This window comes from Malikia spinosa (assembly GCF_002980625.1).
GTDB classification, from domain to species: Bacteria; Pseudomonadota; Gammaproteobacteria; order Burkholderiales; family Burkholderiaceae_C; genus Malikia; species Malikia spinosa.
The window spans coordinates 94,151-114,689 of record NZ_PVLR01000011.1; the positions used below are offsets into that span (position 1 = coordinate 94,151).

Sequence of the window (20,539 nt, forward strand, 5' to 3'; positions counted from 1 at the left end):
TCGATCCCGCTCATGGCGCATCGCCCTGGTGCCGCGCCAGTTCTCCGATCCGCGCCAGCGCCCGCCGTTCCACGTCGGTCCAGGCGCCGGCAAAGCTCAGCCGCAGGCAGTGGCGAAAGCGATCGGTCGCGGTGAACAGCGCGCCCGGCCCGAAGGTGATGCCCTCGGCGACGCAGCGCTGGAACAGGGTCATGGCATCGAGCTGTCCGGGCAGCTCCACCCACAGGGTATAGCCCGCCGACGGATCGCTGACCCGGGTGCCACGTGGAAAGCCGTCGCTGATCAGGCCGCGGGCCTCTTGCAGCCGGTCCTTCATCAAGGCGCCGAGACGGCGCATGCGGGCCTCGTAGCCGGCCTGCGACAGCAGATCGGCCAGTGCCTGCTCCAGCACCACATTGGTCGGGCCGCCCTGCACCCGTTTCAGCATGCTCACGCTGTCCTTCCAGCGCCCGGCCTCGACCCAGCCGAGGCGCAGCCCGGGTGCCACGGTCTTGGAGAACGAGCCGCAGACCATCACACCCCCGTCCTGGTCGAACGCCTTGGCGGCCTTGCGCCGCTCGTCCGCCGCCAGCAGGTCGTTGAAGACCACGTCCTCGATCAGGGGAATCTGCCGGCTGGCCAGCATCTGCACCAGGGCACGCTTGTCCGAGTGCTTCATGACCGCCCCGAGCGGATTGGACAGGGTCGGCACCGACAGCACGACCTTGACCGGCTGCGTGTCCAGCGCCAGTTGCAAGGCCGGCAAGGACAGGCCCTGCTTCGGATGGGTCGGCACCTCCAGCACGCGCAAGTTCAGGGACTCCAGCAAGTCCAGGAAGCCGAAATGGGTTGGCGACTCCAGCGCCACCACGTCACCGGGCTTGGTCACGGCGCGCAGGCAAAGGCCGACCGCATGAATGCAACTCGACGTGATGATGAGGTCGTCGGCCAGCAGCTGGCAGCCCAGGTGCAGGGCGCGCCGAGCCACCGCCTCGCGCAAGGCCAGCGTGCCCGGCGAGTCGCTGTATTCGATCAGACTCTGGCGATGGATGCGGGTGGCCCGCGCCAGCGCGACGCGGACGCGGTCGTCATCGAAGAACAGGGGGTCCTTCGGACAGGCGCCACCAAAGCTGACCACCGGGTAGGCCGCGCCGAAGGTCACCTCCCGGCCCTGGGGCTGGAACACCGCGATGGTTTCGGTGCGGCTCTTGCGCTGCAGCACCAGACTGTGCCGGGGCGGGCGACTGACCGCGGGCAAGGCCGGCCGGCGGCTGCGCGGCGCCACGAAATAGCCCGCTTTCGGCCGGGCCACCACCAGCTGGCGCTCCTCGAGCCACTGGAAGGCCTGCACCGCCGTGGACACCGAAACCCCGTTCTGCGACGCCAGGTCGCGCAGCGATGGCAGACGCTGCCCGACCCGGAATACCTGGGCGTCGATCATCTGCCCGATCCGCTGCCCGATCTGGGCATACAGGGGTGTCTTGACCGAGGGCGACAGATTGCTCATGCGGGCTATTGTGCCGAATCCAGGCCCGGAACCCGAGGAAGCACACAGTACAGATTGCCACCGGCTCGCACTACACAGATCGGCGCGCCGTCGGGCCTGACAGGCTGCGAATAGGGCCGTGTTGTGGCTTGGCGCCCTGGTGCCGCCAGCGGACAGTGGAGCCATACAGGAAGGAACCCGCCCATGACCTCTTCACCATCCCTGATCGAACTGTGGCCCGGACAGGCCCGGACCCTGCGCGCCGCCCCAGGCCTGCGGCTGCGAGTCTGGAGCGGCCGGCTCTGGATCACTGGCTCGGGCGATCCGAACGACTATTTCGTGGCGGCTGGCCAGACCCTGACCCTGGGCCAAGGCCTGCTGGTGCTCGAAGCCGACGCCGGACCAGCTCGTTACTCGCTGATCCGCCCGGCTGCAGCTCAGTCGGGCCTGATCGCTGCCAGCCGGCGCATCAGCTGGCGCACGATGTCGGACTGCATCTCGCGGTAGAGCAGTTCTTCCTCGGCCTGCTTGCCGAGCACGAGTGCCTCGTCGTAGCTGAGGTCGCGCTCCTGCAGCAGTTCGAGATCATCAATCAGGTCGCGGCCCTTGCCGCTGCGGACGCGGAACTTGAAGCGCACGCGCAGCTGCAGTTCGCGCACCTGGCCAATCGAGGTAATGCCGACCACGGCGCGCTCGCGCTGCTCGTTGAGCACCGTCAGCTCGACCTCGGCCGGCGCCTGCAACTGGCCTGCCAGCGCCGGCTCGACCAGCTGCACACCGCTGGCTTGCAACTGGGCGCGCAGCTCGCGCCCGATCTCGCTGTGCTCCGACAGGTTGCTGCGCAGGCTGGCAAAGGGCAGCTTGAGCGCGCCGCGCAGCCGGAAGCCGCAGCCGGCCAGCGCCAGCGTCAGTCCGCCAGCTGCAGCGGCCCGCAGCCAGGCGCGGCGGTCAACCCCAACCGCCAAGGCCGCGGCATCGGCGGCCAGCAGCGAGCCGGATGGCGGGTGCGAGGTCGGGGCGCGCATCGGGGTTACAGCACCACGTTGACGAGGCGGCCCGGCACCACGATCACCTTCTTCGGTGTCGCGCCGTTGGCCTGCTTCTGCACCGGCTCGCTGGCGACGGCAGCCGCCTCGATCGCGGCCTTGTCGGCGCTGGCCGGCACCAGGATCGAACCGCGCAGCTTGCCGTTGATCTGCAGCATCAGCTCGATCTCGTCCTGCACCAGCGCGGCCGGATCGACCTTGGGCCAGGGCGCGTCGAGCAGCTCGCCAAGCTCGCCGGCATAGCCGAGGCTGCTCCAGAGCTGGTGCGTGATATGCGGCGTCGCCGGGTACAGGCAGCGCAGCAGGATGCCGAAGCCCTCGATCAGCGCGACCTGGCCGCCGGCCGTGGCATCGGCGTCGAAGCCCTCAAGCGCATTGAGCATCTTCATCGTGCCCGAGACCACGGTGTTGTACTGCATGCGCTGGTAGTCGTAGTCGACCTGCTTGAGCACGGTATGCAGCTCGCGGCGCAGCGCCTTGGCTTCCTTGCCGAACGCGACATCGTTGAGCTTGTGCGCCTGTGCCACGCTCTCGATCGCCTGGGTCCAGTTGGTGTGCGACAGCTTGTAGCCGAAGTTCCAGACCCGGCGCAGGAAGCGGTAGCTGCCCTCGACCGCGGCATCGTTCCATTCCAGCGTCGCCTCGGGCGGCGCGGTGAACATGGTGTAGAGGCGGGCCGTGTCGGCGCCGTACTTCTCGATCAGGTCCTGCGGATCGACGCCGTTGTTCTTGGACTTGGACATGGTGCCCACGCCCTCGTAGTCGATCGCGGTGCCGACCGGCAGCAAGCCGTCGGCGCTTTCCACCGCGTTCTTGAGCTGGGCACCGACGATCTTGCCGCCCTCGTCGAGCAGATGCTCGACATCGTGCGGCCAGAAATATTCCTTGGCGCCCTTCTCGGTGCGGCGCGAATAGATATGGTTCAGCACCATGCCCTGGGTCAGCAGCTTCTTGAACGGCTCGTCGACCTTGACCAGGCCCAGGTCGCGCATGACCTTGGTCCAGAAGCGCGCGTAGAGCAGGTGCAGGATCGCGTGCTCGATGCCGCCGATGTACTGGTCCATCGGCATCCAGTAGTCGGCGCCTTCGGCCACCATGGCCTCGGCGTTCTTCGGGTCGCAGTAGCGCAGGAAATACCAGGACGAATCCACGAAGGTGTCCATGGTGTCGGTCTCGCGCCGCGCCGCGGCACCGCAGATCGGGCAGGTCACGCCGGCGTGGAAGCCTTCGTGCTTGACCAGCGGGTTGCCGGAGCCATCCGGCACGCAGTCCTCGGGCAGCACGACCGGCAGGTCTTTTTCCGGCACCGGCACCGAGCCGTGCTGGGCGCAGTGGATGATCGGGATCGGCGTGCCCCAGTAGCGCTGGCGGCTGATGCCCCAGTCGCGCAGGCGGAAGGTGGTCTTCTTCTCGCCCAGGCCCTTGGCGCCCAGCAGTTCGGCCACCTTGTCGACCGCCGCCTTGTAACCCAGGCCATCGAGCGCGCCGGAGTTCACGCACACCAGCGCGCCGGTCTTGTCCGCGTACCAGTCCTGCCAGCGGGTGTCATCGAACACCTTGAAGCCGGACGGGGCCGAAGCGGCCAGTCCGCCGCGCTCCTCAGTCACAAGCTCCGATTCGTCGCGCGGCGGCCTGACCGCTCCGTCCCCTGCGCCCTGGCTCACCCCCTCCGGAACGCCAACGACCTGCTTGATGGCGATGCCGTACTTGAGCGCGAAGGCGAAATCGCGCTCGTCGTGTGCCGGCACGCCCATCACGGCGCCGTCGCCGTAGCTCATCAGCACATAGTTGCCGACCCAGACCGGTACCTGTTCGCCGGTCAGCGGATGGGTCACGAGCAGGCCGGTCGGCATGCCCTTCTTTTCCTGCGTCGCGAGCTCGGCCTCGGTGGTGCCGCCCTGCCTGCATTCCTCGAGGAAAGCGGCCAGCGCCGGGTTGGTCTCGGCCGCGTGCAGCGCCAGCGGGTGCTCGGCCGCCACGGCGCAGAAGGTCACGCCCATGATGGTGTCGGCGCGCGTCGTGAACACGTAGAGATGGCCGTCCTGGATGGCATTGCCGTCATGACCGCGGATCTGGTGCGGGAAGGCAAAGCGCACGCCGCTGCTCTTGCCGATCCAGTTCTCCTGCATCAGGCGCACCTTGTCGGGCCAGCCGTCGAGCGTCGCCGCCTCGTTGCCGAGCTGCACATGCTGCAGCAACTCCTCGGCATAGGACGTGATGTTGAGGTAGTAGCCCGGGATCTCGCGCTTCTCGACCGGCGCGCCAGTGCGCCAGCCGCGGCCGTCGATCACCTGCTCGTTGGCCAGCACGGTCTGGTCGACCGGGTCCCAGTTCACGACCTGGGTCTTGCGGTAGGCGATGCCCTTTTCGAGCATCTTGAGGAACAACCACTGGTTCCACTTGTAGTACTCGGGCGAGCAGGTGGCGATCTCGCGCGACCAGTCGACCGCCAGGCCCATCGCCTGCATCTGCTGCTTCATGTAGGCGATGTTCGAGTAGGTCCACTGCGCCGGCGGCACCTTGTTCTTGAGCGCCGCGTTCTCGGCCGGCAGGCCGAAGGCGTCCCAGCCCATCGGCATCAGGACGTTGTAGCCCTGCATGCGCAGCTGGCGCGTCAGCATGTCGTTGATCGTGTAGTTGCGCACATGGCCCATGTGCAGCTTGCCGCTCGGATAAGGCAGCATCGAGCAGGCGTAGTACTTGGGCTTGCTGCTGTCCTCGCTCACGCGGTAGGCGTCAGCCGCCGTCCAGTGGGCATGCGCGGCGCGTTCGATCTCTTGGTGCTGGTATTTGTCTTGCATGGCGATATTGGCAACAAAAACCGGCTGTGTGTTTCCCGGTCAATGGATGGCATTTTAGGCCGTTGTCTTCATGACGCCGCCGGGGCAGCCGGCCAGATCCCGAAACGGGGCGTCAGCTGCGCCTGGGCAACCAGCGCAGCAAGGCAGCGCGCAAAGCCTCATAGAGGACGGGCTTGGACAGGAAATCGTCCATGCCCGCAGCCAAGGCTTGCTGGCAATCGGCGGCATAGGCATCGGCGGTCAAGGCGATGATGGGCAGGTGCGCGCGTTGCTCGCGGCCTTCCCATTCGCGGATGGCCCGGGTGGCCGAGCGGCCATCCATCACCGGCATCTGTATGTCCATGATGACCAGGTCAAAGGCGGCCTGGCCCTGCACCGCCGCGACGCCTTGCTGACCATCCTCGGCCATCGCCACTTCCAGTCCCATCTTGCGCAACATGGACTGGATGACGATGCGATTGGTGGCGTTGTCCTCGACCACCAGGATGCGGCCCGTCAGCCGTTCGTCTCCGGCCTGATTGCTGTTGTCGCGATTGGCGACGCCGGTCCGGGCGACCTGGCGCCGGTCCTCGACCGCGTCAACCGTCTCGAGACAGACCTGGAACCAGAAGCACGACCCTTGGCCGGGTTGGCTCTCCACCCCGACCGTACCGCCCATCAACTGGGCCAGGCTGCGCACGATCGACAAGCCCAGGCCGGTGCCGCCGTACTTGCGGGTCATCGAACTGTCGGCCTGGCTGAAGGCCTGGAACAGATGGGGCAGCCGGTCGGGCGGAACGCCGATGCCCGTGTCCGTGACCGCGAACTTCAGCAGGGTCTTGCCGCCCTGTGCGTCATGTTCGCTGGCTTCGATGATGACTGAACCTTGCTCGGTGAACTTGATCGCATTCGTGATCAGGTTGGTTGCCATCTGGCGCAGCCGATGCGGATCGCCGCGATAACGCCTTGCCCCTCCGAGCCAGCGGAATTCGATCTCCAGCCCCTTGCTGTGCGCCGATGTGGAAAAGAGCGACTTGAGCTCGCCCAGCAGCTGTGCCGGATCAAAGACCGCCGCCTCGAGCACCAGCTTGCCCGAATCGACCTTGGCCATGTCGAGGATGTCGTTGAGCAGGGTCAACAGCATCTGGCCGGAATTCAGAATGATGCGCGCGTAATCGAGGCGCTCGGCATCCGGCAGCGTGGACGACAACAGCAGCTGTGCCATGCCGAGGATGCCGTTCATCGGCGTGCGGATCTCGTGCGACATGGTGGCCAGAAACTGGCTCTTGGCGAGGTTGGCGGCCTCGGCGGTTTCCTTGGCCACCACCAGCACCGCCTCCATGCGCTTGCGCTCCGTGATGTCGCGACTCGAGGCATAGAGATAATGCTGACCGTCGAGCAAGATGCCCTTGGCGCTGATTTCCACGTCGAAGAACGAGCCATCCTTGCGGCGATGGCGGGTTTCGAAGACGGCCGGTTGCTTCATCAGGCGACGGACCCCGGCCGTGATCTGGTCCCTGGGCAGGCCAGTATCCCAGTCGGTGAGGTTCAGGCCCAGGACTTCCTGCTGCTGGTAGCCCAGCATGCGCGCGAAGGACGGACTGCATTCCACGAGGTTGCCGGCTTCGTCGATGATGTGGATGCCGTCGATGGCCGTCTCGAGCAAGCACTCCATGCGAGTCAAGGCATTCTTCTGCGAGGAGATATCCACCAGCGTGGCCAGATGCAGGTCGCGTCCCGGCAGGATGGCCGATTCAGCCAGCAGCGTCTTGAAACTGCCGTCCTTGCAGCAGATGCGTACTTCGATCGGTTCGAACGGGCTGCCGTCGCGCACCGAGATTTCGCGCCGAAACCGCCATTCCTCGATCAACTGCTGACGGTAGTCGGGATCGGGGTAGGCCTGGGCGCGGAATTCCTCCAGCTTGAGCATGTCGTCCAGGGTATAGCCGAGTACCTTGACGAAAGCCCGGTTCACATAGGTGACCTGCGACCCGCTGTTGATGACCATCGGAACCGGCGAGGCATTGATGATCGCGCGCAACCGGTTCTCGCTTTCACGCAAGATCAGCTCGGTCTGCATCCGCTCGGTGATGTCCTGCACGGTTCCCACGCCCTCGAGCGCCACGCCGGTCGCGCTGCGCCGGATCTCGGCCCGCTCCCTGACCCAACGGACCTCGCCCGCCACGACAATCCGGTGTTCGAGGTCGTATTCGGCACCCGCCAGCGCGGCATTCCAGGCTTCGATGACGGCAGGCAGATCTTCCGCTGGAAGGCAGGACCAGAAGCGATCGATGCTCATCGGCGTACCCAGCGGGATGCCGAACAGGCGGTAGGTCTCGTCAGACCAGGCGAGCCGGTTGTTCGGGATGTCCAGATACCAGCTGCCGAGATGGGCAATGCTCTGCGCCTGAGTGAGCTGACGGCTGGTTTCGAGCAGTTGCTGATTCGTGTCGTGCAGCTTGCGCTCTTCCTGCTTCAGGCGGGCGATCAGCAGCTCGGCGGGCTGTCGTACCCCGGTGACGGCGATCGCCAAGTAGGCGAACACGGCGGAGGCAATGCGGAAGTAATGTCCGATTTCATTCGAGAAATCGTAGAAATCGACATACTGGGTGAAGCAGAATTCCGTGATCGCCGCCGACGACAGCGAGCCCACGAGCAGCCAGAAGACTTTTTTCGTGAACTGATCACGGTGGCGCCACAGCAAGACCATGCCGACCAGCGTCAGGCCGATGATCACGTATTCCGTGACGATCTTGAACGGCGTCAGGCCGACACCATCCTCGAAGGTAGGCGGCAGCCAGCCCTTGAACACCGACAACACGCCGATGCCGCCAACCAGACCGAATGCCAGCGCCGGACGCAGGAAACCCAGCTGGCACCGGATCAGCAGCGGCGCCAGCACGACTGCGACCGCCTCGATCAGCCGGGCGATCAACCACAGCTGGGTCGGATAATTCGTCGTGACATCCGGCAGCAGGGTCATGCCCTTGAAGGTCAGGGCATGGAAGATATCGACCAGACCGATCGCCCCATAGGCCGATCCGAGCAAGGTGAGATAGTGGTTCGACAGTTGACGGCGCGCCGTCCAGACCAGCGAGAAGATCGAGAAGTTCACCATGATGGCGATGATCTCGGCCATCGTGTGAAACAGCAGGTAATGCTCGCGGCGCGCCAGCACCATGATCACCAGCGCCAGTACAAGAAACACCCATAAGCCGAATGGCTCGTAGCGCTTGCCCTCGTCTGGCTGACGGACATCGCCTTGTCTAATGCCGAATATGCTCATGCGGTGCTCTGCAGCCTGGGGAACTGCCGGGGCTTATGTCAGCGCAGGCTGAGCACGTCGAACATGTCGTACAGGCCGTTGGGCTTGTCGGCCAGGAAGCGGGCGGCGCGCAGGCTGCCCTGGGCATAGGTGGCGCGGCTGCTCGACTTGTGCGTGATCTCGATCCGGTCGCCAATGCCGGCGAACAGCACGGTGTGGTCGCCGACGATGTCGCCACCGCGCACGGTCGCAAAGCCGATGCTCGACGGGTCGCGCTCGCCGGTGTGGCCGTAGCGCTCGTAGACCGCGCAGTCCTTGAGGTCGCGGCCCAGCGCGTCGGCGATCACCTCGCCCATCTTGAGCGCGGTGCCGCTCGGCGCGTCGACCTTGTGGCGGTGGTGCGCCTCGATGATCTCGATGTCGTAGCCGGTCGAGAGCGCCTTGGCGGCCATCTCAAGCAGTTTCAGCGTGACGTTGACGCCGACGCTCATGTTCGGTGCCATCACGATCGCGATGCTCTTGGCCGCCTCGGCGATCTCGGCCTTCTGCTCGTCGGAAAAGCCGGTGGTGCCGATGATCAGCTTGACGCCATGCCGGACGCAGGCACGCAGATGCTCCATCGTGCCCTCGGGGCGGGTGAAGTCGATCAGATACTGGCTGCCGGCCATCGCGTCGAGGTCGGACGCAATCGCCACGCCGCTGGCCTGGCCCATGAAGCCGCTGGCGTCCAGGCCCAGTGCCGGGCTGCCGGCGCGGTCGAGCGCGGCACCGAGGGTGCAGTCATCGGCTTCCTGGACGGCTTCGATCAGCGTGCGGCCCATGCGGCCGCTGGCGCCTGCGATGCAGACGCGGTGAAGGGAATTGCTCATGGCGGATTAACGGGATTCGAGGGGCGGGTAGCTCGCCGCAGGCGCGGCGGCGGGAGCGGTTTTTTCGGGCTCGGCCGGCTGGCGGTTCTTGGTCGCGAAGGCCTTGAGCTCGGCCTCGGTCGCCACCAGCGGCGGCACCTTGGCGCCCTTGCGCCGCACGTCGAGCGAGGAGACGAACTCCTGCTCGGACGGCAGGTCGTCGGCCTGCACGCGCTCGAGCGCCTCGCGCTTGAAGAACACCGTCACCTTGCGCTGCTGGGGCGGCTGACCCTGACGCCGGAAGCCGAACACATAGTCCCAGCGGTCGGCATGGAAGGCACTGGTCAGCAGGGGGGTGCCCAGGATGCTGCGCACCTGCTCGCGCGGCATGCCGATCTGCAAGGCCTGGACCTGTTCGCGCGTCACGACATTGCCCTGCAGTACATCGCTCTGATAAGGCGTCAGCACACCACCGAGCGAGCCGACTGCCTCGCCGACCTTGCCCACACTGGAGCAGGCGGACAGCGCCAGCAGCGCCGAGGCGGCGAGCAGGGTTGCACCAAAGGTGCGGATGCGCAGCGGGGAGGGGATGAACATCATGTCTCTGCGGTCAAAGGTGAAACCCTGCGCAGGCTGGAGCGCATGGCGATATGATCCGAGGCATTGTAGCCCTTGGGGCGCGACCCAGCCGTGCCCGGCTTGGGCCCCGCCGGGCCCGGGTCCGCGACGGACCCCAGCCAGCCAGTCAGCCATGTCCAACATCGAAGAACTCAAGAACACCGGACTCAAAGCCACCCTGCCCAGGCTCAAGATCCTGGACGTGTTCCAGAACAGCCGCCAACGCCACATGACGGCCGAGGACGTGTTCCGCGTCCTGCTCGAAAGCCGCTCGGACATCGGCCTGGCCACCGTCTACCGGGTGCTGATGCAGTTCGAGCAGGCCGGCCTGCTGACGCGCAGCAGCTTCGAGTCGGGCAAGGCGGTCTACGAGCTCAACGAAGGTCAGCACCACGACCATCTGGTCTGCCTGGACTGCGGCCGGGTCGAGGAGTTCTACGACCCCGAGATCGAGCGGCGCCAGCACCAGATCGCGCAGGAGCGCGGTTTCACGCTGCAGGAGCACGCCCTGTCGCTCTACGCCAGCTGCAGCAAGCCCGACTGCGAGCACCGCGCGCGCACCAAGCGCTGAAGCAGCAGCTTCAGCGCGGGCCGCGCTCCATGGCCTCGCGCTGGCGCTGCGTGAACTCGGCATAGGTGTCGATGCCGCGCAGCTGCAGGATGGTGTTGCGCACGGCAGCCTCGACCAGCACCGCGATGTTGCGCCCGGCCACGACCTGGATCACGGCCTTGCGCACCGGCACGCCCAGCACATCCTGGTACAGCGGCTCGGACGGCATGCGCTCGTAGTCGCGCTCCATCGTCTCCTTGCGCACCAGGTGCACGATCAGCTTGAGCCGCATCTTGCGCCGCACGGCGGTCTCGCCAAAGATCTGCTTGATGTCGAGCAGGCCGATGCCGCGCACCTCGAGCAGGTTCTGCAGCAATTCGGGGCAGCGGCCCTCGATCGTGTTCTGGTTGATCCGGAACAGATCGACCGCATCGTCGGCCACCAGGCCGTTGCCGCGCGAGATCAGCTCGAGGCCGAGCTCGCTCTTGCCGAGGCCGGACTCGCCGGTGATCAGTACGCCGATGCTCAGGATGTCCATGAAGACGCCGTGCAGCGTGGCGCGCTCGGCGAAATGCCGCGCCAGATAGGCGCGCAGCACGTCGATCACATGGGCCGACGAGCCGCGGGTCGAGAACAGCGGAATATGCGCGCGCTCGCACATCGAGACCAGCGCGTCGGGCGCCGGCTGGTCGTCGGCCACCACCAGCACCGGCGGCTCGAGCGTGACGATGCGCGAGACCCGGCGCCGGCAGTCGTCCTGACCCGAGTGGATCAGGTAGCGCACCTCGCGCTCGCCCAGCACCTGGATGCGGTAGGGGTGGATGTAGTTCAGGTGACCGACCAGGTCGGCACTCGAGCGCGCCTGCTGGATCGCGAGTTCGTCGAAGCGACGCTCGGACGCGCTCTGGCCGGCCAGCCACTGCCAGCCCAGGCTCTCGCGGTGGTCCTCGAACAGCGCGTCGGCGCTGATGAGCTTGGGTTTCATGGCACGGGCCTCAGGCGGCGCTGTGGGCCGACTGCCAGGCGGCAATCATCCGGTGCAGATCGGCGGCATCGGTGCTGCCCTTCATGCGCTCGCGCAGCACGCCGTCGCTGAGCAGCTCGGCGATCTCGGACAGGATCTCGAGATGCTTCTGGGTCGAAGCCTCGGGCACCAGCAGGAAGATCAGCAGTCCGACCGGCGACTCGTCAGGCGCGTCGAAGCCGATCGGCTGCGCGAGCTGGAACACCGCAGCCAGCGGCTGCTTGAGGCCCTTGATGCGACCGTGCGGAATGGCCACGCCGTGGCCCAGGCCGGTCGAGCCCAGACGTTCGCGGGCGAACAGGCTGTCGGTGACCAGCGCCCGGTTGAGGCCATGCAGGGTTTCGAACAACAGGCCTGCTTCCTCGAACGCGCGTTTCTTGCTGGTGGCATCAACGGCCACCAGAACTTGGTCAGCAGGCAATATGACGGAGAGTCGGTTCATGTGACAGCCTCGGGATGGGAGCGCAAATTATGCCTAACCACATCAAGCTGACGCGGAAAAACGAAAAAGCCGCTTGAGGCGTCAAGCGGCTTTTTGCGCTACAGGCATTGTGCCACAGCGGGCTCAGGGCTCACTGCAGGGTGCGCTTGGCGCTGTCGTGGTGGTGCTCCTGAAGCTTGTCCTTGTGGCGCAGGACCTGGCGGTCGAGCTTGTCGGCGAGTTCGTCGACTGCCGCGTAGAGGTCGGCATGCGCGCTTTCGGCAAAGATGTCCTTGCCCTTGACGTGGATGTTGCACTCTGCCTTCTGGCGCAGATCCTTCTCGGTGAGCTTGTCCACCGAGAGCAAAACCTTGATATCGACAACCTGATCGAAATGCCGGGTGATGCGATCGAGTTTTTCAGCGACGTAGCTGCGCAGGGCAGGCGTGACTTCGAGGTGATGACCGCTGATCGTCAGGTTCATAGAGAGCCTCCTATGCTCGGATTGACCATGCCGCTGTGTTCGGACAACGGCGGAAATCTCGATTTCCGTCTCCACTATGCCCCCTTCGGTCGTGCCTGGCAAGCGGGTTTGTCCGATTTTTCGATCGTCAAATTCGGCACCGTCGCAGTCGCCCGATCGACGTTCGCGCCATCCCGGCCCAGGGCAAAAAAGCGCCGGCTCCAATGCCATAATCCGAGTTGAACTCACCTCCGGAAACCACCATGGAAAGCAGCCCCAGTCGCATGCTTTCAGTGCCGGCGCTGCGCTCCTGACACCGGCTCGGGCTGGCTAGGGGGCCGGGCTGGCGGCTGAAAGCACCTCACCGCCCTCGCGAACCCTGTTCGCCCCCCAACTTGTCACGGGAGCCCGCCCATGCTCAACGTCTTCACCCTGGCCAACGGCCGCCTGTTCCAGGAAGAAATCGAATCCCTTGAGGAACTGACCCGCTTCAAGCCGATCTGGGTTGATCTCGAATCACCCACGCCCGAAGAACGGCGCTGGGTGCGCCAGCATTTCGGACTCTCGATTCCCGAAGACGCGATGGACGAGGACATCGAGGAGTCGGCGCGCTTCTTCGAGGAAGACAACGGCGAGTTGCACATCCGCTCCGACTTCCTGATCGATGACGAGGACAAGCCGCGCTCGGTGCGGGTGGCCTTCATCCTGAACCAGCAGAACACCGAACTCAACAGCCACGGCGTGTTGTTCTCGATCCACGACGAGGATGTGCCGGTGTTCCGCCTGCTGCGGCTGCGCGCGCGTCGCATGCCGGGCCTGATCGCCGACGCCAAGGACGTGCTGCTGAGCCTGTTCGACACCGACGCCGAATACTGCGCCGACACGGTCGAGGACATCTACGACGAACTCGACGAGGTCAGCCGCCAGGTGCTGGCCGGCGACGTGACCGACAACATGGCCGGCGAGGTGCTGGCCGCGATCGCGCGTCACCAGGACATGGCGGGCCGGATCCGGCGCAACGTGATGGATACCCGACGCGCGGTCAGCTTCATGATGCGCACCCGCATGCTCGGCGCCGAGCAGTTCGAGGACGCGCGCCAGATCCTGCGCGACCTCGACTCGCTCGACAGCCACACCGCCTTCCTGTTCGACAAGATCAACTTCCTGATGGACGCGACGGTCGGCTTCATCAACATCAACCAGAACAAGATCATCAAGATCTTCTCGGTCGCCAGCGTGGCGCTGCTGCCACCGACGCTGATCGCCAGCATCTACGGCATGAACTTCCAGTACATGCCCGAGCTGAGCCAGACCTGGGGCTATCCGGCTGCGCTGTGCCTGATGGTCGCGTCCGCGGTCGGCCCGATGCTCTACTTCCGCAAGCGCGGCTGGCTCAAGTGAGCCGGGCGGGCTGCAGCCCGCAAGCCCGGTCCAGGCGGCGACTCACAGCAGGTTGAGCGCCGTCTCCAGCATGCGGCCGCTGTAATGGCGTGCGACCTGCTGCAGGAAGGCCGGAAAGTCGACATGGGCCTGGTCGTCGGCCCGGTCCGAGATCGTGCGGACGGCGCAGAACGGCACGCCGTAGTCGTGGCAGACCTGGGCCACGGCCGCGCTCTCCATGTCGACTGCCAGCGCCGCGCCGAGTTCGCTGCGCAGCGCGCGGCTCTCGGCTGCGGTGGCGACGAAGCGGTCGCCGGTGACGATCTTGCCGCTGTGCACGCGCGGCGAGTGCAGGCTGAAGGCGGTGCGGGTGGCAGGGCCGAGCTGGCGCGGCAGCCAGGCGATGGCCTCTTCGGCCGCCTGCTGCATCAGCGCCAGCAGGCGCGGGTCGGCCGGCAGGCGGGAGCGGCCGTAGCCCGGCAGCTCGTGGCGCGGAAACAGCGGCGAGGCGTCCATGTCATGCTGCAGGTAGCTGCTGCCGACCACGATGTCGCCGACCGCCACCCCGCTGGCGATGCCACCCGCCACGCCGGTGAAGATGACCTGCTGCGGCTGGAAGCGTTCCATCAGCACCGCCGTGGTGGTGGCCGCTGCCACCTTGCCGATGCCCGACAGCACCGCGATCACCTCGTGACCCTGCAGCTGGCCGCGCCAGAACTCGCGTCCGCCCAGGCGCTCGGGCCGCTGCCCGGGCATGAGCGCCAGCAGGCCGGCCTGTTCCTCGTGCAAGGCACTGATGATCGCGATAGTCTGTCCCATGGCGCGATTATTGCGCCTGGCCAGCCCCAGGCTGGCACGAGTCGGCGTCGCGCAGCCGGCGCCGCAGCACCTTGCCGATCGGATTCTTCGGCAGCTCGGAGCAGAATTCGATCCGGCGTGGCCGCTTGTAGCCGGTCAGTCGCGTGCGGCAATGGTCGCGGATCTGGCGTTCGTCGAGCTGCAAATCGCGCCTGACGACCCAGAGCTTGACCGCCTCGCCGGAATGGGGGTCAGGCATGCCCACGGCGGCGCACTCGAGCACCCCGGGCAACTCGGCCACGACGGCCTCGACCTCGCTCGGATAGACCTTGAAGCCGCTGACCAGGATCAGGTCCTTCCTGCGGTCGACCAGCCAAAAATAGCCGCGTTCATCCATGACGCCGATGTCGCCGGTGCGAAACCAGCCACGCGGCAGCATAGCCTGGGCGGTCTCCTCGGGCTGTTGCCAGTAGCCCACCATCAGCTGCGGGCCGCGGATCGCGATCTCGCCGGGCCGGCCCGAGGCGACCTCGGCGCCGGCCTCGTCGACGCACATCATCTCGGTGCCCGGCAGCGGCATGCCGATCGAGCCGTCGAACTCGCCACCGAGCACCGGATTGCAGCTGACCGAAGGGCTGGCCTCGGACAGACCATAGCCCTCGCAAATCGGGCTGCCGGTGCGTTCCAGCCAGCGCTGCGCGACCTCGGGCTGCACCGCCATGCCGCCGCCGACCGAAACCAGCAGATGGCTCCAGTCGACCCGGTCGAAATCGGGGTGGGCCAGCAAGGCCTTGAACAGGGTGTTGACGGCCGGAAAGATATGGATGCGGTGCCGCGCCAGTTCCTGGATCGTGGCCGGCAGATCGCGCGGATTCGGGATCAGCACGAACTGGCCACCGTTGCGCAGGCACAGCATCATCGACACCGTGAAGGCAAAGATATGGTGCAGCGGCAGGGCACAGGCATAGCAGACCGGCTCGCCGGGCGCCAGCCGGCGCAATGCCGGAGCATTCCAGGCCTCGGACTGCAGCACGTTGGCGATCAGATTGCGGTGCAGCAGCAGCGCGCCCTTGGCGATACCGGTGGTGCCGCCGGTGTATTGCAGCAGCGCCGGGTCGTCGGGCCCAAGCGCTGGCCGGATCAGCTTGACCCCGCGGCCACAGGCCAGCGCGGTATTGAAGCGCAGCGCCTGCGGCAGCGCGTAGGCCGGCACCAGCCGGCGCACGCGCCGCACCACATGGTTGACCAGCGCCCCCTTGAATAGCCCGAGCATGTCGCCCATGGCGCAGAGCAGGACCTGCCGCAGCCCGGTACGCGCCAGGCAGGCCTGCAGCGTGGCAGCGAAGTTCTCGAGCACGACGATGGCGCTGGCGCCCGAGTCATTGAGCTGATGTTCGAGCTCGCGCGGCGTATAGAGCGGGTTGACGTTGACGACCACGCAGCCGGCGCGCAGGATGGCCGCGACCGTGACCGGATACTGCGGGATATTGGGCAGCATGACCGCGATCCGCTCACCGCGGCGCAGACCCAGGCACTGGAAGCAGGCCGCCAGCTCGCGCGAGCGATGGTCGAGTTCGGCATAGCTGAAATCACATCCCATGAAGCTGCAGGCCTTGCGACCGGCATACTGGCTGAAGCTGGTCTCGAGCAGTTCGACCAGTGAACGGTACTGGCTGGTGTCAATGGCGGCGGGCATGCCGGGCGGATAATGGCCCAGCCAGGGGCGATCTGCTGCGGTGATGGCCATGTCGTCTCCGGATCATCTGCGGACGGGGCCCAGCCTGGCAGGCTGGTCGGCGGTCCATTATTGCGTCGGGAAGGGCTCGAGTGCGATTGATTTGCACCCCAGTACAATTGATAAATACACATGAGCCAGCACCTGCCACCCACTCCCGCCCCTGTGGCGGCCGATGCCATCGCAATGCCTCTCGATGCGGCGCGTTGGCCCGCTGTGCGTGCGCAGGCCATCGCCTGTCTGCGCGAGGCTCTGGCGCAGCAGGCCGACATGGTGCCGCCCGGTCCGGCAGCTGGCGGTGCGGCCGACGATGAGCTGCTGCAGCTGGCCGCCAGCATCGCTCGACAGGCGCGTGCCTGCGAGCTTGAGCGGCTCGAGCTCGAGCGCGCGCACGCGATCGCCGAGACGGCCAACCGGCGCAAGAGCGAGTTCCTGGCCAATATGAGCCACGAGATCCGCACGCCGATGAACGGCATCCTGGGCATGACGGCGCTCGCACTCGAGACCACGGTCGACCCGCAGCAGCGCGAATACCTGAGCATTGTCAAGAGTTCTGCCGATGCGCTGCTGGCCATCATCAACGACATCCTGGATCTGTCCAAGATCGAGGCTGGCAAGTTCACGATCGAGCGCCTGCCGTTCGCGCTGAAGGCGATGGTGGACGACGCCGTTGGCCTGGTGGCGCAGCAGGCGCGCGAGAAGGGACTGGCGCTGCATTGCGCGCTGGCACCCGACGTGCCCGCTGTCGTGCTGGGTGACCCGTCCCGGCTGCGCCAGGTGCTGCTCAACCTGCTCTCGAACGCGCTCAAGTTCACCCACCAGGGTTGCGTGGAACTCGATATCAGCGTCAGCGGCGATGGGGACGGCAACGAACTGCTCAGGTTCGTCGTGACCGATACCGGCGTCGGCATCGCGCACGAACAGCAGGACCAGGTCTTCAATCCCTATGCGCAGGAAAGCGCCTCGACCGCGCGCCGCTTCGGCGGCACCGGCCTGGGCCTGAGCATATCGCGCCATCTGATCGAGCTGATGGGCGGCCATATCGGCTTCACGAGCGAACCCGGACTGGGCAGCCGCTTCTACTTCACGCTGCCCTGCCGGCGCGAGACGCTGCCCGAGCCGCGTCCGTCCAGCGGCCCGCCGCCCAACCAGCCCGAGCGGCGCGCGCGCGCCAGCCGGGTGCTGCTGGTCGAGGACCATCCGGCCAACCAGAAGCTCGCGACCTGGCTGCTGACGCGCCACGGCTTTCAGGTCACGCTGGCCGAGAACGGCGCCGAAGCCGTCCGGCTGATGACCGCGCTGGCCTTCGACGCCGTGCTGATGGATGTGCAGATGCCGGTGATGGACGGCTTCGAGGCCACGCGCCTGATCCGCAAGCAGGAAAGCAAACGCCGGGACAAGCACCATCCGATCATCGCGATGACGGCGGGCGCGATCATTGGCGATCGCGAGAAATGCCTGGCGGCCGGCATGGACGACTACATCTCCAAGCCGATCACGGCCCAGGTGCTGCTGGACAAGCTGCGGCACTGGCTGGGCCACTGAAACCAGCACATCGTCCGGTGGCAGCGCGCCGCCATCAGCTAGTTGTTGCCCTGGAACAACAATGATACAAATGAATACATGGCACCCAGCACCTCGGGGGTAGACTGCCCTTTTCGTCACACGCTGAAGGGGAGATTATGAAATTCGTTATCAAGACCGCCGCGATCGCCGCCCTGGCCTTGGCCGCTGCAGGTGCGCAAGCCCAGCTGTACGGCGAGCTTGGCTACTCGGCCCTCGATGTCGAAGGCGCCGGCAGCAGTGTCGATCTGGGGGCGCTGAGCGGTACCATCGGTTACGGCGTGCACGAGAACCTTGCCGTGGAGGGCATGCTGGCCTTCGGCGTCCAGGACGACAAGATCGGCGGCGCCAAGGTCGAGCTCGAACACAGCTATGGCCTGTTCGCCAAGCCCCGCATCATGCTGAGCCCGAACTTCGAACTGTTCGGCCGCCTCGGCTATGTGGAGAGCAAGCTCAAGGCCTCGGCCCCGGGCTATCGCTCGCTGACCGACACCGACGGTGACTGGGCTTACGGGCTGGGCGGCAACTACTATTTCGACCGCAACAGCTATGTCAGCGCCAATTACCTGCGCTTCTACGACAAGGACAACATCAAGGGTGACGGCATCACGATCGGCGTCGGCATGAAGTTCTGATATCGACCAGCGGCCTTGACCGGCCCTGGATTGATGACAACCCGGCTGCTGGCCGGGTTCGTTTTTGGCGCTACCGGCAGCGCCAGACTGGCGCCCGCCGCGCGCTGGCGATAATCGCGGCATGAACACAAGATGGAAACCCAGCGTCACGGTGGCCGCGATCATCGAGCGCGACGGCCGCTACCTGCTGGTCGAAGAGCAGACCCCCGAGGGCCTGCGGCTGAACAATCCGGCCGGCCACCTCGATCCCGGCGAAAGCCCGGTCCAGGGCTGCCGGCGCGAGACGCTGGAGGAAACCACGCACCGCTTCGAGCCCGAGGCGCTGGTCGGCATCTACCTGTCGCGCTCGGTGCTGCCGGGCGATGCCGGCGACGTGACCTATATGCGCTTCGCCTTCTGCGGCCAGCTCGGCGAGCCGGTACCTGGCGCCCAACTCGATACCGGCATCCTGCGCACGCTCTGGCTGACGCCCGACGAGCTGCGCGCCAGCCGCGAGCGCCTGCGCAGCCCGCTGGTGCTGCAATGCATCGAGGACCACCTGGCCGGGCGCCGCTATCCGCTCGAGCTGATCCACACCGATCCGTCGGTCACCGCATAAAGGAAACCCGATGGCCATCAAGTCCACCATCTTCAAGGCGAACCTGCAGATCGCCGACATCGACCACAACTACTACGCCGACCACAGCCTGACGCTGGCGCGCCATCCGAGCGAGACCGACCAGCGCATGATGGTGCGTCTCGTCGCGCTGGCGCTCAACGCGCACGAGCTGCAGGATACCTGCGGCGGCGACGGCACACTGGCGTTTGGCGCCGGCCTGTCCGACGTGACCGACCCGGACGTGCACCTGACCGACTTCACCGGCCGCAAGCGGCTCTGGATCGAGGTCGGCCAGCCCGAGGACAAGCCGCTGCTGAAGGCCTGCAGCCAGGCCGACGCAGTGCGGCTCTATGTCTACGCGCACCAGGCCGACGTCTGGTGGAAGGGCATCGAGGGCAAGTTGAGCCGGCTCGACAAGCTGCAGGTCTGGCGCCTGCCGACCGAGGCGGCACAGGAACTCGAAGGGCTGGCCGAGCGCAGCATGCAGCTGCAGGCCACCATCCACGACCAGGTGCTGACGCTCAGCAGCGACAAGGGCAGCGTGAGCCTGGAAGCGACGCGCTGGAAGTGAGTCACCAAGCCAGGCGCTGAGCCTGGCAGAGACTCAAGCGCCAGCCAGCGCGATCGCGGCCAGCGCGGCGATCGCCGCGGTCTCGGCGCGCAGCACGCGCGGCCCCAGCGTGACCGGCGCGTAGCCCTGCGCCAGCAGGGCCTGCTCCTCCTGCGGCGACAGGCCGCCCTCGGGGCCATGCACCAGCAGCAGCGGCGCGGCCGGATCGGTAGCGGCGACCTGCAGCAGCGGCCTGGAGCCCGGCGCCAGCGACAGCACGCCGCACAGCAGGCCCTCAGGGCTTGGCTGGCGCAGCCAGTCGTCGAGCGTACGCACCGGATGGATCAGCGGCACGCGGTTGCCACCGCATTGCTCGCAGGCCGCGACCGCGACTGCCTGCCAATGGGACTGCTTCTTGTCGGCGCGCTCGCCCTTCAAGCGCAACACGCTGCGCTCGGTCATCAGCGGCTGGATGCTGGCGACGCCGAGCTCGGTCGCCTTCTCGACCAGCCAGTCCATGCGGTCGTTGGCCGGCATGCCGACCGCCAGATGGACGGCGCGCGCCGGCTCGCGCTCGAGCGCCTGGTGGGCGCCGACCTCGACCTCGACACTGCTGCGGCCCATCTTGCGCACGGTGGCGTCCCACTCGCCGCCCGCGACCGGGTCGCCGAACAGCGTGATGCCGTCGCCGGGCTGCAGCCGCAGCACCTGGACATGGCGGGCGCCTTCGGGCGTGAGTTCGAACTGCAGGCCGGCCTGCAGGGCCTGGGGCTGGTAGATGCGCGGCATGGCGGGGCCTT

At 66.5% G+C, this 20,539-nt stretch carries 19 protein-coding genes; 7 read left to right on the top strand and 12 right to left on the bottom strand.

Translation table 11 applies throughout. From position 1 onward, the window contains the following. Positions 1 to 10: 10 nt before the first annotated feature. Complete coding sequence (locus tag C6P61_RS04110) at positions 11 to 1,486, bottom strand: aminotransferase-like domain-containing protein (protein WP_105728652.1); 1,476 nt, start codon at positions 1,484 to 1,486, stop codon at positions 11 to 13. A gap of 183 nt (positions 1,487 to 1,669) precedes the next feature. Between C6P61_RS04110 and C6P61_RS04115 the strand changes: the two genes are divergently transcribed. Continuing rightward, positions 1,670 to 1,972, top strand: a complete 303-nt coding sequence (locus C6P61_RS04115) for a DUF2917 domain-containing protein (protein WP_105728653.1) — start codon at positions 1,670 to 1,672, stop codon at positions 1,970 to 1,972. Here C6P61_RS04115 and C6P61_RS04120 read toward each other — a convergent pair. The 5 genes from C6P61_RS04120 to C6P61_RS04140 form a co-directional block, all read right to left on the bottom strand. Next, positions 1,903 to 2,490 carry an LPS-assembly lipoprotein LptE gene (locus C6P61_RS04120; RefSeq protein WP_105728654.1) on the bottom strand — a complete coding sequence of 196 codons (588 nt, stop codon included), beginning with the start codon at positions 2,488 to 2,490 and terminating at the stop codon, positions 1,903 to 1,905. The two genes, C6P61_RS04115 and C6P61_RS04120, sit on opposite strands and share 70 nt — an antisense overlap. Before the next feature lie 5 nt (positions 2,491 to 2,495). After that, positions 2,496 to 5,312, bottom strand: coding sequence for a leucine--tRNA ligase (locus C6P61_RS04125; protein ID WP_105728655.1), 2,817 nt, complete (start codon positions 5,310 to 5,312; stop codon positions 2,496 to 2,498). A 112-nt stretch (positions 5,313 to 5,424) separates the two neighbouring features. Further along, on the bottom strand, positions 5,425 to 8,577 hold the full coding sequence (locus C6P61_RS04130) for an MASE3 domain-containing protein (RefSeq protein ID WP_105728656.1): 3,153 nt from the start codon (positions 8,575 to 8,577) through the stop codon (positions 5,425 to 5,427). A gap of 38 nt (positions 8,578 to 8,615) precedes the next feature. Next, positions 8,616 to 9,425, bottom strand: coding sequence for a 4-hydroxy-tetrahydrodipicolinate reductase (gene dapB / locus C6P61_RS04135; protein WP_105728657.1), 810 nt, complete (start codon positions 9,423 to 9,425; stop codon positions 8,616 to 8,618). 6 nt (positions 9,426 to 9,431) lie between these two features. Beyond that, a complete protein-coding gene (locus tag C6P61_RS04140) occupies positions 9,432 to 10,001 on the bottom strand; it encodes an outer membrane protein assembly factor BamE (RefSeq protein WP_202428120.1) in 570 nt (189 codons plus the stop codon). A gap of 154 nt (positions 10,002 to 10,155) precedes the next feature. Here C6P61_RS04140 and fur point away from each other — a divergent pair, with 154 nt between their 5' ends. Continuing rightward, complete coding sequence (gene fur / locus C6P61_RS04145) at positions 10,156 to 10,593, top strand: ferric iron uptake transcriptional regulator (RefSeq protein WP_105728658.1); 438 nt, start codon at positions 10,156 to 10,158, stop codon at positions 10,591 to 10,593. Between the two features lie 10 nt (positions 10,594 to 10,603). Here the strand turns inward: fur and hprK are convergent, their stop codons facing one another. The 3 genes from hprK to hpf form a co-directional block, all read right to left on the bottom strand. After that, positions 10,604 to 11,557 (bottom strand): HPr(Ser) kinase/phosphatase, encoded by a 954-nt coding sequence (gene hprK / locus C6P61_RS04150; RefSeq protein ID WP_105728659.1) that lies wholly within the window; start codon positions 11,555 to 11,557, stop codon positions 10,604 to 10,606. 10 nt (positions 11,558 to 11,567) lie between these two features. After that, positions 11,568 to 12,038 carry a PTS sugar transporter subunit IIA gene (locus tag C6P61_RS04155; RefSeq protein WP_105728660.1) on the bottom strand — a complete coding sequence of 157 codons (471 nt, stop codon included), beginning with the start codon at positions 12,036 to 12,038 and terminating at the stop codon, positions 11,568 to 11,570. Between the two features lie 130 nt (positions 12,039 to 12,168). Beyond that, on the bottom strand, positions 12,169 to 12,501 hold the full coding sequence (gene hpf / locus C6P61_RS04160; RefSeq protein WP_105728661.1) for a ribosome hibernation-promoting factor, HPF/YfiA family: 333 nt from the start codon (positions 12,499 to 12,501) through the stop codon (positions 12,169 to 12,171). A gap of 393 nt (positions 12,502 to 12,894) precedes the next feature. Between hpf and corA the strand changes: the two genes are divergently transcribed. Then, positions 12,895 to 13,881, top strand: coding sequence for a magnesium/cobalt transporter CorA (corA, locus tag C6P61_RS04165; protein WP_105728662.1), 987 nt, complete (start codon positions 12,895 to 12,897; stop codon positions 13,879 to 13,881). A gap of 42 nt (positions 13,882 to 13,923) precedes the next feature. Here the strand turns inward: corA and C6P61_RS04170 are convergent, their stop codons facing one another. Together C6P61_RS04170 and C6P61_RS04175 are read right to left on the bottom strand one after the other, a co-directional pair. Next, complete coding sequence (locus C6P61_RS04170; RefSeq protein WP_105728663.1) at positions 13,924 to 14,679, bottom strand: 5'-methylthioadenosine/adenosylhomocysteine nucleosidase; 756 nt, start codon at positions 14,677 to 14,679, stop codon at positions 13,924 to 13,926. A 7-nt stretch (positions 14,680 to 14,686) separates the two neighbouring features. Continuing rightward, positions 14,687 to 16,405, bottom strand: a complete 1,719-nt coding sequence (locus tag C6P61_RS04175) for an AMP-binding protein (RefSeq protein ID WP_105728664.1) — start codon at positions 16,403 to 16,405, stop codon at positions 14,687 to 14,689. A gap of 120 nt (positions 16,406 to 16,525) precedes the next feature. Between C6P61_RS04175 and C6P61_RS04180 the strand changes: the two genes are divergently transcribed. The 4 genes from C6P61_RS04180 to C6P61_RS04195 all read left to right on the top strand — a co-directional run bounded on the left by C6P61_RS04180 (position 16,526) and on the right by C6P61_RS04195 (position 19,760). Beyond that, the gene (locus C6P61_RS04180; protein WP_105728665.1) at positions 16,526 to 17,938 is read left to right on the top strand and encodes an ATP-binding protein; all 1,413 of its coding nucleotides are present in this window, start codon (positions 16,526 to 16,528) and stop codon (positions 17,936 to 17,938) included. A 137-nt stretch (positions 17,939 to 18,075) separates the two neighbouring features. Continuing rightward, positions 18,076 to 18,591 (top strand): porin family protein, encoded by a 516-nt coding sequence (locus C6P61_RS04185; RefSeq protein WP_105728666.1) that lies wholly within the window; start codon positions 18,076 to 18,078, stop codon positions 18,589 to 18,591. Positions 18,592 to 18,712: 121 nt separating this feature from the next. Then, positions 18,713 to 19,189: an NUDIX hydrolase gene (locus tag C6P61_RS04190; protein ID WP_105728667.1), complete on the top strand. Its 477-nt coding sequence runs from the start codon at positions 18,713 to 18,715 to the stop codon at positions 19,187 to 19,189. 10 nt (positions 19,190 to 19,199) lie between these two features. Beyond that, complete coding sequence (locus C6P61_RS04195; protein WP_105728668.1) at positions 19,200 to 19,760, top strand: YaeQ family protein; 561 nt, start codon at positions 19,200 to 19,202, stop codon at positions 19,758 to 19,760. Between the two features lie 33 nt (positions 19,761 to 19,793). Here C6P61_RS04195 and C6P61_RS04200 read toward each other — a convergent pair whose 3' ends face one another. Further along, a complete protein-coding gene (locus C6P61_RS04200; RefSeq protein WP_105728669.1) occupies positions 19,794 to 20,528 on the bottom strand; it encodes a 16S rRNA (uracil(1498)-N(3))-methyltransferase in 735 nt (244 codons plus the stop codon). Positions 20,529 to 20,539: the final 11 nt, after the last annotated feature.

Bases quoted from the DNA above. Each gene is read 5' to 3' on its own strand.
- C6P61_RS04115 (WP_105728653.1), top strand. From the start codon at position 1,670: ATGACCTCTTCACCATCCCTGATCGAACTGTGGCCCGGACAGGCCCGG.
- C6P61_RS04140 (WP_202428120.1), bottom strand. From the start codon at position 10,001: ATGTTCATCCCCTCCCCGCTGCGCATCCGCACCTTTGGTGCAACCCTG.
- C6P61_RS04130 (WP_105728656.1), bottom strand. From the start codon at position 8,577: ATGAGCATATTCGGCATTAGACAAGGCGATGTCCGTCAGCCAGACGAG.
- C6P61_RS04185 (WP_105728666.1), top strand. From the start codon at position 18,076: ATGAAATTCGTTATCAAGACCGCCGCGATCGCCGCCCTGGCCTTGGCC.
- C6P61_RS04110 (WP_105728652.1), bottom strand. From the start codon at position 1,486: ATGAGCAATCTGTCGCCCTCGGTCAAGACACCCCTGTATGCCCAGATC.
- C6P61_RS04200 (WP_105728669.1), bottom strand. From the start codon at position 20,528: ATGCCGCGCATCTACCAGCCCCAGGCCCTGCAGGCCGGCCTGCAGTTC.
- hpf (WP_105728661.1), bottom strand. From the start codon at position 12,501: ATGAACCTGACGATCAGCGGTCATCACCTCGAAGTCACGCCTGCCCTG.
- C6P61_RS04180 (WP_105728665.1), top strand. From the start codon at position 16,526: ATGAGCCAGCACCTGCCACCCACTCCCGCCCCTGTGGCGGCCGATGCC.
- C6P61_RS04155 (WP_105728660.1), bottom strand. From the start codon at position 12,038: ATGAACCGACTCTCCGTCATATTGCCTGCTGACCAAGTTCTGGTGGCC.
- fur (WP_105728658.1), top strand. From the start codon at position 10,156: ATGTCCAACATCGAAGAACTCAAGAACACCGGACTCAAAGCCACCCTG.
- C6P61_RS04120 (WP_105728654.1), bottom strand. From the start codon at position 2,490: ATGCGCGCCCCGACCTCGCACCCGCCATCCGGCTCGCTGCTGGCCGCC.
- C6P61_RS04175 (WP_105728664.1), bottom strand. From the start codon at position 16,405: ATGGCCATCACCGCAGCAGATCGCCCCTGGCTGGGCCATTATCCGCCC.
- C6P61_RS04190 (WP_105728667.1), top strand. From the start codon at position 18,713: ATGAACACAAGATGGAAACCCAGCGTCACGGTGGCCGCGATCATCGAG.
- dapB (WP_105728657.1), bottom strand. From the start codon at position 9,425: ATGAGCAATTCCCTTCACCGCGTCTGCATCGCAGGCGCCAGCGGCCGC.
- C6P61_RS04195 (WP_105728668.1), top strand. From the start codon at position 19,200: ATGGCCATCAAGTCCACCATCTTCAAGGCGAACCTGCAGATCGCCGAC.
- C6P61_RS04170 (WP_105728663.1), bottom strand. From the start codon at position 14,679: ATGGGACAGACTATCGCGATCATCAGTGCCTTGCACGAGGAACAGGCC.
- C6P61_RS04125 (WP_105728655.1), bottom strand. From the start codon at position 5,312: ATGCAAGACAAATACCAGCACCAAGAGATCGAACGCGCCGCGCATGCC.
- hprK (WP_105728659.1), bottom strand. From the start codon at position 11,557: ATGAAACCCAAGCTCATCAGCGCCGACGCGCTGTTCGAGGACCACCGC.
- corA (WP_105728662.1), top strand. From the start codon at position 12,895: ATGCTCAACGTCTTCACCCTGGCCAACGGCCGCCTGTTCCAGGAAGAA.